At 65.2% G+C, this 12,788-nt stretch carries 14 protein-coding genes; 5 read left to right on the top strand and 9 right to left on the bottom strand.

Annotated features, from left to right (window positions below; translation table 11 throughout):
* Positions 1–4: 4 nt before the first annotated feature.
* The 4 genes from nadC to Har1129_RS11760 form a co-directional block, all read right to left on the bottom strand.
* The gene (nadC, locus tag Har1129_RS11775; protein ID WP_151100827.1) at positions 5–820 is read right to left on the bottom strand and encodes a carboxylating nicotinate-nucleotide diphosphorylase; all 816 of its coding nucleotides are present in this window, start codon (positions 818–820) and stop codon (positions 5–7) included.
* Positions 820–2,373 (bottom strand): L-aspartate oxidase, encoded by a 1,554-nt coding sequence (locus Har1129_RS11770; RefSeq protein WP_151100826.1) that lies wholly within the window; start codon positions 2,371–2,373, stop codon positions 820–822. Before Har1129_RS11770 ends, nadC begins: the two co-directional genes overlap by 1 nt.
* 2 nt (positions 2,374–2,375) lie before the next feature.
* The gene (gene nadA, locus Har1129_RS11765) at positions 2,376–3,503 is read right to left on the bottom strand and encodes a quinolinate synthase NadA (RefSeq protein ID WP_191906195.1); all 1,128 of its coding nucleotides are present in this window, start codon (positions 3,501–3,503) and stop codon (positions 2,376–2,378) included.
* Positions 3,504–3,772: 269 nt separating this feature from the next.
* Positions 3,773–5,269, bottom strand: coding sequence for an amidohydrolase (locus Har1129_RS11760; RefSeq protein ID WP_151100824.1), 1,497 nt, complete (start codon positions 5,267–5,269; stop codon positions 3,773–3,775).
* An 81-nt stretch (positions 5,270–5,350) separates the two neighbouring features.
* Between Har1129_RS11760 and hmgA the strand changes: the two genes are divergently transcribed.
* The gene (hmgA, locus tag Har1129_RS11755; RefSeq protein WP_151100823.1) at positions 5,351–6,568 is read left to right on the top strand and encodes a hydroxymethylglutaryl-CoA reductase (NADPH); all 1,218 of its coding nucleotides are present in this window, start codon (positions 5,351–5,353) and stop codon (positions 6,566–6,568) included.
* Between the two features lie 24 nt (positions 6,569–6,592).
* Here hmgA and Har1129_RS11750 read toward each other — a convergent pair whose 3' ends face one another.
* A complete protein-coding gene (locus Har1129_RS11750; RefSeq protein WP_151100822.1) occupies positions 6,593–6,943 on the bottom strand; it encodes a hypothetical protein in 351 nt (116 codons plus the stop codon).
* Positions 6,940–7,464, bottom strand: a complete 525-nt coding sequence (locus tag Har1129_RS11745; RefSeq protein WP_151100821.1) for a DUF5817 domain-containing protein — start codon at positions 7,462–7,464, stop codon at positions 6,940–6,942. The genes Har1129_RS11750 and Har1129_RS11745 overlap by 4 nt, the downstream gene beginning before the upstream one ends.
* A gap of 95 nt (positions 7,465–7,559) precedes the next feature.
* On the opposite strand from Har1129_RS11745, the gene Har1129_RS11740 reads away from it, so the two are divergent.
* Together Har1129_RS11740 and Har1129_RS11735 are read left to right on the top strand one after the other, a co-directional pair.
* Positions 7,560–7,898 (top strand): cupin domain-containing protein, encoded by a 339-nt coding sequence (locus Har1129_RS11740; protein ID WP_151100820.1) that lies wholly within the window; start codon positions 7,560–7,562, stop codon positions 7,896–7,898.
* Between the two features lie 37 nt (positions 7,899–7,935).
* Positions 7,936–8,733 carry a hypothetical protein gene (locus Har1129_RS11735; RefSeq protein ID WP_151100819.1) on the top strand — a complete coding sequence of 266 codons (798 nt, stop codon included), beginning with the start codon at positions 7,936–7,938 and terminating at the stop codon, positions 8,731–8,733.
* A 23-nt stretch (positions 8,734–8,756) separates the two neighbouring features.
* Here Har1129_RS11735 and Har1129_RS11730 read toward each other — a convergent pair whose 3' ends face one another.
* The gene (locus Har1129_RS11730; RefSeq protein ID WP_151100818.1) at positions 8,757–8,981 is read right to left on the bottom strand and encodes a hypothetical protein; all 225 of its coding nucleotides are present in this window, start codon (positions 8,979–8,981) and stop codon (positions 8,757–8,759) included.
* 81 nt (positions 8,982–9,062) lie between these two features.
* Between Har1129_RS11730 and Har1129_RS11725 the strand changes: the two genes are divergently transcribed.
* A complete protein-coding gene (locus Har1129_RS11725) occupies positions 9,063–9,290 on the top strand; it encodes a hypothetical protein (protein WP_151100817.1) in 228 nt (75 codons plus the stop codon).
* Between the two features lie 142 nt (positions 9,291–9,432).
* On the opposite strand, the gene icd is transcribed toward Har1129_RS11725, so the two are convergent.
* Both icd and Har1129_RS11715 read right to left on the bottom strand, forming a co-directional pair.
* Complete coding sequence (gene icd, locus Har1129_RS11720; RefSeq protein ID WP_151100816.1) at positions 9,433–10,695, bottom strand: isocitrate dehydrogenase (NADP(+)); 1,263 nt, start codon at positions 10,693–10,695, stop codon at positions 9,433–9,435.
* Positions 10,696–10,853: 158 nt separating this feature from the next.
* Positions 10,854–11,846 (bottom strand): transposase, encoded by a 993-nt coding sequence (locus tag Har1129_RS11715; RefSeq protein ID WP_151098853.1) that lies wholly within the window; start codon positions 11,844–11,846, stop codon positions 10,854–10,856.
* Between the two features lie 77 nt (positions 11,847–11,923).
* Between Har1129_RS11715 and Har1129_RS11710 the strand changes: the two genes are divergently transcribed.
* Entirely contained in the window at positions 11,924–12,766 is an 843-nt protein-coding gene (locus Har1129_RS11710) for an isoaspartyl peptidase/L-asparaginase (protein ID WP_151100815.1), read from the top strand.
* Positions 12,767–12,788 lie beyond the last annotated feature (22 nt).

Below are 12,788 nucleotides of genomic sequence, written 5' to 3'. Positions count from 1 at the left end.
GCACTCAGCCCGTTCGGAATGAGAAATCGAGCGTCGATGCGGAGTGGGTCAGCGACCCCATCGAGATGATGTCCACGCCCGTTTCGGCGTAGGCCGGTACGTCCTCAACGGTAATACCGCCGCTGGCCTCGGTGAGCGCGCTAGCCTCGGACGCCGCCACGAGTTCGACGGCCCGCTCGGTCTCGGCGGGGGTCATGTTGTCCAGCAGGACGATGTCTGCCCCCGCTTCGGCGGCCCGCGGCGCGTCCTCGGGCGTCTCGACCTCCACGTCGAGCTTCGTCGCGAACGAGGCGCGTTCTCGGAACTGCTCGACGGCGTCGACGAGCCCCATCTCGGCGACGTGGTTGTCCTTGACCATCACCATGTGCGAGAGGTCCAACCGGTGGGTGTCGCCGCCGCCGGCCGCCACCGCTCGCTTCTCGATGCCGCGAAGGCCGGGCGTGGTCTTGCGCGTGCCGGCGATCTCTGGCGGAGAGTCGGCCGAGGCCGCGGCGTCGACGGCCGCGCGAGTCTTCGTGGCGACACCGGAGGCGTGGCCGGTGACGTTCACCGCGACGCGCTCGCCCCGGAGCGCGGACTGTGCGGGTCCCGCAACACGCAACACTACGTCGCCGGCGTCGATTCGGTCCCCGGCGTCGACCGGCGTCTCGACGGCGCAGTCGAGGTACTCGAAGACGGCGGCGGCCGCGTCGAGGCCGGCGACGACGCCCGACTCCTTGGCGACCAGCCGCCCCGTCGTCTCACCGGGCACGTCGTTGGTCACGTCGTGGTGGCCCACGTCCTCGCGGAGCCATCGCTCGATGTCGCTGTCGGTGAGCATCAGTCGGCTGTGGACTCCGGCGGGTCCTCGCTCGCGTCCACGAGATTGTGCGTGCCAACGCTTTCCTCGTTTTCCGCGGCGTGGCGCGCGACCAGCAGCGCGGTGACGCTGGCGTGGCGGAGTTCGTACAGCGACCGGCTGGTCCGGGTGCGGACGTAGGCGTCCACTTCGCCCTTGAGCCGGCGGAGGACGGCCATCGCGCGCTGGAGGTCGGCCGGGTCGCGCTCGACGCCGACGTTCTCGTCCATCACGCGAGTCAGCCGCTGGAATTTGTCGCGGGCGAACCGCTCGGGCAGGTCTGGGTCCCGTTCCAGCAACTCCGGCGCTTCGATTGGCTCCGACTTGGCTCCGGCGGCGTCCTCGCCGGCGCGCAGGCCCCAGACCAGCCCCTCCAGCAGAGAGGTGCTGGCGAGGCGGTTCGCGCCGTGGACGCCGGTCCGGGAGCACTCGCCGACCGCGTAGAGGCGGTCCAGCGTCGTCCGGCCGCGGTCGTCGACGCTGACGCCGCCACAGAGGAAGTGTTCGGCGGGGGCGACCGGGATGCCCTCGGTCCAGTCGATGTCGTACTCCTCACAGCGCTCCGCGAGGTCGGGGAACTCGGCGGCGAAATCGAGCGGGGAGACGTCCAGCGTGACCTCACCGGTCGCTTCCCGCTCGGCTTTGACCGCCCGGGCGACCACGTCACGGGGCGCGAGTTCGGCGTCCGCGTGGTAGTCGGGCATGAAGCGCTCGCCGTCGCCGTTGCGCAGCAGACCGCCCTCGCCGCGAACGGCCTCGCTGACGAGGAAGGCGACATCGCCCGCTCCGGCGGTTCCACCGCCTCCGTCCGAGCCGCTTTGCGGCTCGCTAACACACGCCGTCGGGTGGAACTGCACGTACTCCATGTCCTCGACCTCGGCCCCAGCGAGTGCGGCCATCCCGATGCCGTCGCCGGTCGTGTTGTCGGGGTTCGTCGTCCGCGGGTAGAGGTCGCCGATGCCGCCGGTCGCCAGCACGACGCTGCCGGCGAAATACGGCTCGACCTCGCCATCGGATTCGAGCATCGCGCCGTGGACGCGACCCTCATGGCGGACGAGTTCGAGCGCGGCGGTGTCGTCCAGAATCTCCACGTCGTCGTGGTCGTCGAGATAGTTCAGGAAGGGGACGTGGATGTGTTTGCCCGTCGAGGCGTCGACGTGGAGGATGCGGTCCTCGCTGTGGGCGGCCTCGCGGGTGAAGTCGTGGCCAGACCCGTTCTGGTCAAACTCCACGTCTAGCGTCTCCAGCAGCACGTCCTCGACAGCTTCGTTGGCGTTCTCGACCAGCACGTCGACGGCGTCGGGGTCGGCGGTGCCGTCGGAGGCGGCCATGATGTCCTGTTTGAACTCTTCGGGCGTATCTCGGGAGACGGCGATGCCGCCCTGAGCCCACCATGAAGAGGACCCTTCCGGGCGGGTCGCCTTCGTAGCGAGCGTCACGTCGGCACCTTCACGGGCCGCGGACAGGGCCGCCGCCAGCCCGGCGATGCCAGAGCCGATGACCAGCACGTCGGTCGTACTCGGGTCGTCTGTCATTGTTAGATCTCCAGCATCCGGTCCATCGCGACCTGTGCCAGCTCCTTCTCCTCGGGCGCGACCTCGACGACGTTTCGCTCGCGGCCCTCGACCAGTTCCTCTAGCACCCATGCGAGGTAGTTCGGGTCGATCTGGCGCATCGCGTTGCAGTCCATGCAGGCGTCGCCACACAGCGGCACGACGTTCACCTCGGGATGCCACCGCTGAAGGTGATGCGTGAGGTGAATCTCGGTACCGATAGCCCACGTCTCGCCGGGGTCGGCCTCGGCAACGGACTCGCAGATGGTCGACGTAGAGCCGGACACGTCTGCGGCTTCGACGACCTCGCGGCGACACTCGGGATGGACGATGACGTTCGCGTCGGGGTGGTCCTCACGGATGGACTCGATGTGGTGTTCGCGGAACCGCTCGTGGACCTGACAGTACCCTTCCCAGAGTATCACGTCGTTTTCGACGGCCTCGGCGGCGTCGGTCCCCTCGGCATCCCAGGGGTCCCACTCGACCGTCTCGTCGGCCATGTCGAGTCGGTGGGCGGTGTTCTCGCCGAGGTGTTTATCGGGCAGAAAGAGGACCTTGTCGCCCTTTTCGAAGGCGTACTCGAAGGCCTTGTGCGCGTTGGAGGACGTACAGACGAGGCCGCCCTGCTCGGCACAGAACGCCTTCAGGTCGGCGTAGCTGTTCATGTACGTGATGGGGATTATCTCTTCGTCGTCGTCGAGCGCCGCGGTCAACTCCGCCCACGCGGCGTCGACCTGCAGGGCTTCGGCCATCCCGGCCATCGGGCAGGACGCCTCCATCGACGGGAGAATCACGGACTGGTCGTCGTCCGTGATGATGTCCGCCGACTCGGCCATGAACGTCACACCGCCGAAGATTACGTAGTCAGCGTCGGACTGGGCGGCTTCTTTGGAGAGTTGGTAGGAATCGCCGATGAAGTCGGCGTGTTCGACGATTTCCTGACGCTGGTAGTTGTGGCCGAGAATGACCACGTCGTCGCCGAGTTCGTCGAGCGCGCTCTCGATGCGCTCGGTCCGTTCGGCTGTCTCAAGATCCCGATACTCCGGCGGGAGCTGCTCGAGGTTGTCGTACTTGAAGAGGCTGAGGTCCGTCTCGAACGCGGCGGTTTCCATTTCGGGCACGATGTATCCACCTGTGGGTACTCACACTTCGGAACTCTTTCGTGAAAAGATTTTATCTTCAAAGGTGCGGGTTGGTGGCGGAAAAAATTGTATCGCTGCTGTTGGTGGATACCCTAGTCCTGTTTCCGGTGTTGGTGGCGTATCGGTTTTTGTATCCGGTTTTGGCGATCTAACTACTTCTATATCGGTGATTGTCGAATTATGTTATTTGTTACCGAGAAACAGGAAACGTGCTGCTTCGATACTGCTGTCTGTCAGCCCTACTGCCCGGATTCGAACACGATGTCGCCGTCGCTGACAGTCAGCGAGACGGTTATGTCCGAGATATCGTCGACCGGTACGTCCCACGGAGAGGCCGATAGCACGGTAAAGTCCGCGACCGACCCCGGCGTGACTGTGCCCATGCGGTCCTCGTCGAAGCCCGCGTACGCGGCACCGCTGGTGTACGCCCGAAGTGCTTCGCCGACCGTCAGGCGCTGGCCCGGTTCCGGCGCAGTGACTGCCTGCTGAACTCCGTACAGCGGGGACAGCGGCATACAGTCACTCCCGAAGGCCAGTTGTGCGCCGGCATCCACGAGGTCGCGAAACCGGTTCGTCAGCGCACGGCGCTCGCCGAGTCGCTCATCGTACAGGCCGCCCGAGGCTGCCCAGCGGTGGAAGTTCGGCTGCGCCGAGACGACCAGCGGCGACGCCGCCAGTCGCTCTACCAGATCGCCGGTGAGGACTTCGGCGTGTTCGACGCGATGTCGCTCGTCCGCGGCGTCGACCGACTCGACGGCGGAAAGCAGCGCGTCGATAGCCGCGTCACCGATGGCGTGGGCGGCGAACTGGAGGCCCGCGTCGTCGACTGCCGACACCAGTTCCCGGAGGGCATCAGGGTCTGTCCGCCACTCGCCGACGCTGTCGCTGTCCGCGTAGGGTTCCCGGAGCCGCGCGGTTTCGGCCCCGAGCGACCCGTCGATGTAGGTCTTGATCGCGCCCGTTCGGACCCGGTCGCTCCCGTGGTTCGTCACCAGCCCGAGTTCTCTGATCGCATCGAGGTGGTCCACCCAGTAGTTGAGCCGCACCCGCAGGGCCAGTTTCCCCTCGCTATCTAGGTCGCGGTACACCCGCGGGGCGTGCGACTGCCGCACCATGTCGTGTATCGCAGTAATTCCCTTCGAGAGGGCCATTTCCTGTGCGGCCAGCAGGTACTCTCGGGTCTGTGTGTGGTCTGGCGCGATAGCGTCGAAGACGGCTTCGGCGGCCTCCTCGACGAGCACGCCAGTCGGTGCGCCGTCTTCGGTCCGAACGCCGTCGTCGGGCAAGTCAAGTACGTCCAGCGCGGCGTGGTTCACCGACACCGTATGGATGTCCTCGCGCGCGGCCGCGACCGGCCGATCAGTGCTCACTCGGTCCAGCGTTGCCGCCCGCAGCAACTCCCCGTCCCAGTCGCTCTCGTCGTAGCCAAAGCCCAGAATCCAACCCTCGCCGTCGTCGGCCGCCAACAGTCGGCCGATGCAGTCGTCCGGGCCGTCTGCTCCGGCGAGATCGGCTTCGACAACGCGCCGACCGACCATATCCAGATGCGTGTGCGCGTCGACGAAACCGGGCAACAGGACGCCGCCCCGACAGTCGACGGTTTCGGCACCTGCAGTCGAGAGTTCGTCCGGGTCTCCGACGGCCGCGACCCTTCCGTTCGTCACTGCGACCGCCGACGCCGGGGCGCTGCCGGACAGCGGTCGGACCTCACAGTTCGTGAATACGCGGTCGACCATACGGAACCCCCGAACGGCGACTGCAAAACGCTTGGCCTGCCAAGAGCAACTGTTAGGAGTCCCGAAGCCACACCGGTCAGTATGACCGACTCCGACGTCGTCGCGCTCGCAGAGCGCGTTCGTGACGGTGAGTTGCGGCGCTACGAACTGGAAGACCACGCCGACCCCGACACCGCGGCGGCGGCACGCAGACACCTGCTGGCCGAGGAGACCGACGCGGACCTCTCGGCTGTCGGCGACTACACCTTCGACGCCGCCGACGCCGAGAGCAACATCGAGAACATGATCGGCGCGGCACAGGTCCCGATGGGCGTCGTCGGCCCGCTACCCGTCGATGGCGGGGCCGCCGAGGGCGACCACCACCTCCCGCTGGCGACCAGCGAGGGCGCGCTGCTGGCCTCGGTCAACCGCGGCGTCTCGACGATTCGGAACGCCGGCGGTGCGACGGCTCGCGTCCTCAAATCCGGGATGACCCGCGCGCCGGTGTTCCGCGTCGAAGACGTGGCCGAGGCGGGCGAGGTGTCGGCTTGGGTCCGCGAACATGTCGACGATCTCGCCGACGCCGCCGAATCGACGACGAGCCACGGCGAACTGCAGGACGTGACGCCCTACGTCGTCGGCGACAGCGTCTTCCTCCGGTTCTCCTACGACACCAAGGACGCGATGGGGATGAACATGGCCACCATCGCGACCGAGGCGGCCTGCGATGTTATCGAGTCCGAGACGCCGGCCGACCTTGTCGCCCTGTCGGGCAACCTCTGTTCGGATAAGAAGCCCGCCGCCATCAACGCCGTCGAGGGCCGCGGTCGGACCGTCGCCGCGGACGTGCTCATCCCCCACGAGCAGGTCGAGGAACGACTCGATACGACCTCCGACGCTATCGTCGAGGCCAACACCCGCAAGAACCTCGTCGGCTCGGCGAAGGCCGGCGCGCTGGGGTTCAACGCCCACGCCGCCAACGTCGTCGCCGCCGCCTTCCTCGCGCTCGGCCAAGATATCGCGCAGGTGGTCGAGGGGAGCAACGCCATCACGACGGTCGACGCCCGCGAGGACGGTTTGTACGCCTCCGTCACCATCGCATCGCTGGAGGTCGGCACCGTCGGTGGCGGGACGGGCCTGCCAACCCAGTCTGAAGCGCTTGACGTGCTGGGCTACGGCGGCGGCGGCGACCCCGCCGGCAGCAATGCCGACGCGCTCGCGGAGGTCATCGCCGCCGGCGCGCTGGCCGGCGAACTCTCCCTGCTCGCGGCGCTCTCGTCTCGGCACCTCTCCTCGGCACACGCCGACCTCGGGCGGTAGCGTCGTTTTCGGGTCAGTGCGCTATCACTGCCGGCGCTGGCTCACCAAGAAGCCGGCACCTGCGACGAGTACGACCACGCCAGTCAGCAGGAGCCACTCCCGGCCCAGTAGCGGCCCGAGCACCAACAGCGCCCACGCAACGGCGAAGACGCCGTGGGCTATCGCGAACAGTCGCTGGCCCCGCCGGGCGAACACGACCGTTCCCAGTGTGAACCCGAGCGTGAGGACGACCGCCGAGAGCGCGACTGTACTCACCCGCAACGAGCCGACCGCCACCGGCTCGACGACCGGCGTGAGCAGAAACAGCAGGCCAGAGAGGCCGACAAGAATCCCGACGGCAATCGGCCCGGGCTCGAAGTCCAGTGTGGCGGTCATAGCAGCCGGTAGTGCCCCCGACTCTCGGACACCTCGCCGGCCCTGACGAGCTTTTCGAGCGCTCGCCGGGTGTACGACGACGGAACGCCGCGGTCCTCGGCGTAAGCCACGACATCGTCCTCGGTCGGTTCGTCCAGTTCCCGCAGCGCGTTCGTGACCGTCTCCTTGCGGCTCGATCCGCCCGTCGCCCCCTGTTCGGCGCGGTCGGCGGCCGCCGACACGGCCTCGGTGTCGACCCCCGAATCTTCGAGGTACGTCTCGTCGTCCACGCCCGCATCGTCGACCTGCCGTTCCATCTCAGCGTAGGAGTCTAACTCCGCGAAGGCGTCACCCTCCCCCTGTCGGTTCGCCAGCATCGACGCCCGCACCTCGCGGGCGTGAGCCTCGTCGTCCGTCTCGATGAACTTCCGACGCTTCTCGTGTTTGCGGCGCGTGCCACACCGCGGACACTGGGTCGTCTCCGGTCGTCCCTCGGTGACCCACAGTGCGCTGCAATCGCTACACCCGACGACCGCGTACATACCTCTCTGTCAGGGCCGGACGGTACTGAATCCACCGACAGCGAACTGTTGGAAACGGAGAACGCTTAGGTGGGCCGGGTGCGACACCACAGCGCATGGAGGAAGTACCACAGGCGGCCTGTGAGACAGTCGAAGCAGTCGACGGCGTCCACCTGACACAGATGGCCGTCGGAGAACAGATGAGCGTCCAGCAGTTCCACATCGAACCCGGCGCGGCCGTCCCGGAACACAGCCACCACCACGAACAGGTTGGCTACGTTGTGAAGGGGACCTTCACGTTCCACGTCAACGGTGAAGAGTACGTCATCGGACCCGGAGACTCATACGTCGTCCCGAGCGAGGAACCACACGAGGCGCGCAACGACGGCGAGGAACCGGTCCGTGGGATTGACGTGTTCAGTCCGCCCAGACGGAACCCTGACTGGGAGGACTAACCACAACTGTTTGAGGCCTGCGACCGTATGGCAACCAATGGTGCGGGCAGTGGCTGCTGTCGTGACGCTTGCGCTCGTACTCGCTGGGTGTTCGGGCATCGTCCAGCAGGACAGTCCCAAGACGGTCACGCCGGCAACAGTGCCGACCGACGGCGTCGGGTATCCGCCGGGGGTGAGCGACGGCGCAGTGGTGCCGTCAACGCTGGCCAGCGCCCACGCACGGACGCTCGCAACGACGAACTACACGCTAGTCACTCGTGAATGGGTCACCGACCGCAACGGGACGGTACTCCGGTGGTCCAACCACACGCGCTACGTCGCGGCGAACGACACGACCTACGCCGGTCACTTTCGCCAGAACGGCACGGAACTGAACGCTTTCACCACCCGCATTGACTACTGGACCAACGGTTCTATCGTCGCGGCCCGGTACGGCGAACAGGCGGATCGACCCCGCCGTGTCAAGTGGCCCATTCGCGATGACGGCCCGGTCTCGGATCTCTCGAAGCGCCGGACCGTTCTTCGCATCGGGGACGCTATCGATCTCTCCGTTGTCGACCGGAACGATGGCGGCGTCGTCCTCGTCGGCACCCGTTTCACGAACCCTGACAGACTCAGGACACCGCTGTTCGTGAGCGCCCCTCACAACGTCTCCGTCCGACTCCGAGTCCGTCACGATGGTACCGTTTCAGCACTTCGGCTGGCTTTCGATGCCGAACGGAGTGATCAGCAGGTCCGTGTCACGCAAACTATGCGGCTGCGAAATCTCGGGTCGACGGCAGTGAGACAGCCGGAGTGGGTCGGAAATACAACCAAGCGGTCGCTTCAGGAGTAACCGACCGCCTGTAGCGAACAGATTTAGGCGCCACCGAGCGCAGGCAAGACTCGGCGTGAGGCGATCATATAGCCGGTGTACAGAAGGACCAGACCGATGTACACCTCCCAAGCAGCGAACGCGGAGACACCGCCCGACAGGTCGGCGAGAGCGGCCTGTTCGGTGAGTGCTCCCCCTACAGTTAGCCCGGTCGCGAGAAGTGTCGAGAGCAGGAGTTCGAATACCTCTGGAACCGATTCTGAGACCATGTATGCACAGATATCAGTGTGAATGCGCTTGTAGCTCTTTCGATCCGAGAGAGCTTAGTAGGCCCACGAGAACGGACCTGTATGAGCCAAAACTGGAACGCGGACTACGCGACACTCGCAAAGCGCGGGTTTATGCTTGGGGCTGGGCTGTTCCTTCTCGGCATCGCGGGGGAGATAGCCGGAAGTGCCGTTCTTGGGACACTCCCAGCATGGGGCAACACGCTACTGGTCGACATGGAACTGATCGGTATTCTCGTCGGACTCCTCGCGCCGCTCGTGTTCGGCGTGGTCCTTCCACTGACTGAGTAACGCTTCTCGAACCGGATCCCTACATAAAAAACGACTCCCGAGCTACGGCTCCGTTCTCCTGACAGTATCTCTGCCCGTCTCGCCAGTCTCGGACTGGGGGCGTGATAAAAAAAGTAGAGTTCGGGTAGTCTGCGTGACTCGGTTATGCGAGCTTCTCTATATTCTCGACGACCTTCTCGGCGAACTCGCTCGTGGCGAGCTTCGTGCCGCCCTCGATCTGGCGTTCGAGGTCGTAGGTGACGTTGCCCGAGGAGATGGTCTCCTCGACAGCGTCGCGGACCAGTTCGCCAGCGTCCTTCCAGCCCATGTATTCGAGCATGAGGCGGCCGGAGAGAATCATCGCAGTCGGGTTGACCTTGTCTTCGCCGGCGTACTTCGGGGCGGAGCCGTGGACCGGCTCTGCGAGACAGCGGGCCGAGCCGAAGTTCGCACCGGGGGCGATGCCGAGCCCGCCGATCTGTGCGCCGGCGGCGTCGGACATGTAGTCCCCGTTGAGGTTCATCGTCGCGATGACGTCGTACTCGTCGGTACGGGTCAGGAGCTGCTGGAGCATGTTGTCGGCGATGCGGTCGTTGACAACGAGCGCGTCCTCGGGCGCTTCGCCGTCGTACTCGTCCCACAGCTCGTCCTCGGTGATGACGTGCTCGCCGTACTCCTCTTCGGCGACCTCGTAGCCCCAGTCGCGGAAGGCACCTTCGGTGAACTTCATGATGTTGCCCTTATGGACCAGCGTGACGCTGTCGCGGTCCTCTTCGAGGGCGTAGTCGATGGCCTCGCGGACGAGGCGCTTGGTCCCGAACTCGGTGATCGGCTTGACGCCGATGCCGACCGGGCCGTCGTGGATGGTCTCGTCGAAGTTCATCTCGTCCTCGACGAACTCCTTGACCTCCTCGACTTCGTCGGTGCCGGCCTCCCACTCGATGCCGGCGTAGACATCTTCGGTGTTCTCCCGGAACGTGACCATGTCCATCTCCTCGGGGTCTTTCACGGGGGACGGGACACCGTCGATGTGGTATGTCGGGCGGACGTTCGCGTAGAGGTCGAGCGTCTTCCGGAGCGCGACGTTCAGCGAGCGGAAGCCAGCGCCGACCGGCGTCGTCAGCGGTCCCTTGATAGCGACGTTGAACTCCTTGATGGCCTCGACGGTGTCGTCGGGCAGATTCTCGTCGTACTTGTCGCGGGCGGACTCACCGGCGTAGACGCGCATCCAAGAGATGTCACGACCGGTGGCGTTCGCAGCAGCTTCGAGCACCTTCTGTGCGGTCGGACCGACGTCCGTCCCGATACCGTCCCCGTGGATGATGGGGATGATCGGGTTCTCCGGAACGTCGAGTTCGTCGTCCTCCGTGACCTCAATCTGCTGTCCCTCGTCGGGAACCTCCACTTTGTCGTAATCGTAGCCCATATTCCGCCAATTGACAGTCGCCCCTAAAGGCGTGCCGCTTTGCCTCAGACATGGTAACACAGTGCGTAAAGAAAGGGCGACAACCGCACACCGGCACGTCACAACGGCCATCGGCGGAGGTGATATGCCTTTCGTGTGAGGGTGTCATAGAACTCTTCTCACACCGTGATGAGCGTACTTCCCGGATTGTCTCCGCGTTCGTAGTTGGTGATTGCGACGACGAGACGAAGACACAGGGCGAGAAACACCTGCGCTCGGGCGTGGACGCGGCCTCGGGCGTGCGTTCGCCCGAGGCCGCAGTCCTTGACTGATTCGTTGGTTCGTTCGACTCCAGTGCGGCGGTTGTACGTCTCGTCTAAGGTTGATTGCTTCAGCTGAACGTCCTTGCTGTGTTCCTCAATACGGTCTTCGACCCTGTACTCGATGTCTTTCGGATCGTCGGTGTTTCGCGCGTTGTACGGAGCGACTGGCACGACCCCTGCGGCCAGCAGGTGGTCGTGCCAGTCGAGCGTGTCGTAGGCGCTATCGCCAATCATCCATCTCGGCTTGGTGACGGCGAGCGCGTCACGCGTGACGCGCATCGCCGTCTCCTCTGGCGCTTGTTTGCTCTCGGTGAACTCGGCTGCAATTGGGATCTTTTGCCCGGTCGAGACGATCGTACAGCCGTAGCCGTAGTAGTACTCGTCGTCGGTGGGATCGTAGCACTTCGAAGCGTCTTGATCGGCAGGCATCGCTCTCACGTCGGTCGAATCAATGCAGTAGGTCAAGTCGAGCAGGCCGCGCCAGACGGCCTGCTCGACGAGGTGGTCGAAGACCTTGCCAACGACGTGTTCGAGATCGGTGAGAAAGCGATCGACCGCGTCTCTTGACGGCGGTCGATCGAAGCCACAGCTCAGCCAAACTACCGTGTTCTGAAGCTCCCGCTCAACCGGACGAATGCCGTAGATGTCCTTGTAGTAGCAATGGAGGAAGCCACGCATCAGCTCTGGTGGCTCGTGCTCTCGTGTTCGCCCCGTCTCCGCCGGGGCGAACACGTCGAACTCTGCGAGAAACTCGAAGGAGAGATGCTCAAGCAACGCTAACGTCTCCGTCTCCGCGACATTGAAGAACGACTCTACCGAAGGATCATCTTGCAGGGTCGCTGAGTCCATACCACCTCAGCATTCACCCTGCTCTTTGGTGTGGTAACCGTTCTATGACACCCTGTTTCGTGTGTCAACAGGTCTGTATGCACGTCATCGTTCACGGCGGCGCGGGTAGTCCCCCGAACTCGCCGGCTGATCGGCAGGAGACACTCACCGATGCCGCCGAACAGGCGTCGGAGGCTGAGTGTCCGATGGACGCAGTACTGGCCGCGATTCGCCCGCTCGAATCCGACCCGGCGTTCAACGCCGGCGTCGGCGGGGCCGTCCAGAGTGACGGCGAGGTGCGGACCGATGCCGGAGTGATGACCGACAACGGTCAGGCCGGTGCAGTGTGTGCACTGTCTGGCGTTGTACACGCCGCAGATGTGGCCCGTACCGTGGGAACTGAGACGCCCCACGTCCTCCTCGCTGGTGACGCGGCCGTCGATTTCGCGGCAGGCATAGGCATCGAAACCGGCCGCGACCTCACGACTGCAGAGACGCGAGAGCGATACGAGCGTACGGACCCGCCTGACGGTGGCCCCGCCGACCATCTCGACTGGGTCCGTGAGCACTTCCGCGGCACTGACACCGTTGGTTCGGTTGCGACCGACGGAAACCGGCTCGCAGCAGCGACATCGACCGCCGGGCGCTGGTTTGCGCTGGCGGGTCGGGTCGGCGACGTGCCACAGATCGGCGCTGGGTTCTACGCAGATTCCCGCGGCGGCGCGAGCGCGACCGGTGAAGGAGAGACCATCGCTCGGTTCGGGTTGGCCCGGCGCGCCGTCGAACTGCTTGACACGTACGGCCCGCGACAGGCCGCCGAAGAAGCGATTGCCGAGTTCGAGGACGCTACCGGCGGCCGTGCTGGCGTGATTGTCCTCGACCACGCCGGCCACACCGGGGCCGAACGGAACACCGCCGCGATGCAAACCGCGAGGCGATAGCCAGAGGGAAACCCCTTTGCCC

The organism is Haloarcula sp. CBA1129 (assembly GCF_008729015.1).
Classification (GTDB): Archaea; Halobacteriota; Halobacteria; order Halobacteriales; family Haloarculaceae; genus Haloarcula.
This window is presented reverse-complemented; position numbering and strand designations above follow the sequence as displayed.

Coding starts and splice junctions, on each gene's coding strand:
- hmgA (WP_151100823.1), top strand. CDS start 5,351: ATGACCGACTCCGACGTCGTCGCGCTCGCAGAGCGCGTTCGTGACGGT.
- Har1129_RS11725 (WP_151100817.1), top strand. CDS start 9,063: ATGAGCCAAAACTGGAACGCGGACTACGCGACACTCGCAAAGCGCGGG.
- nadC (WP_151100827.1), bottom strand. CDS start 820: ATGCTCACCGACAGCGACATCGAGCGATGGCTCCGCGAGGACGTGGGC.
- nadA (WP_191906195.1), bottom strand. CDS start 3,503: ATGGAAACCGCCGCGTTCGAGACGGACCTCAGCCTCTTCAAGTACGAC.
- icd (WP_151100816.1), bottom strand. CDS start 10,695: ATGGGCTACGATTACGACAAAGTGGAGGTTCCCGACGAGGGACAGCAG.
- Har1129_RS11770 (WP_151100826.1), bottom strand. CDS start 2,373: ATGACAGACGACCCGAGTACGACCGACGTGCTGGTCATCGGCTCTGGC.
- Har1129_RS11735 (WP_151100819.1), top strand. CDS start 7,936: ATGGTGCGGGCAGTGGCTGCTGTCGTGACGCTTGCGCTCGTACTCGCT.
- Har1129_RS11730 (WP_151100818.1), bottom strand. CDS start 8,981: ATGGTCTCAGAATCGGTTCCAGAGGTATTCGAACTCCTGCTCTCGACA.
- Har1129_RS11750 (WP_151100822.1), bottom strand. CDS start 6,943: ATGACCGCCACACTGGACTTCGAGCCCGGGCCGATTGCCGTCGGGATT.
- Har1129_RS11715 (WP_151098853.1), bottom strand. CDS start 11,846: ATGGACTCAGCGACCCTGCAAGATGATCCTTCGGTAGAGTCGTTCTTC.
- Har1129_RS11745 (WP_151100821.1), bottom strand. CDS start 7,464: ATGTACGCGGTCGTCGGGTGTAGCGATTGCAGCGCACTGTGGGTCACC.
- Har1129_RS11710 (WP_151100815.1), top strand. CDS start 11,924: ATGCACGTCATCGTTCACGGCGGCGCGGGTAGTCCCCCGAACTCGCCG.
- Har1129_RS11740 (WP_151100820.1), top strand. CDS start 7,560: ATGGAGGAAGTACCACAGGCGGCCTGTGAGACAGTCGAAGCAGTCGAC.
- Har1129_RS11760 (WP_151100824.1), bottom strand. CDS start 5,269: ATGGTCGACCGCGTATTCACGAACTGTGAGGTCCGACCGCTGTCCGGC.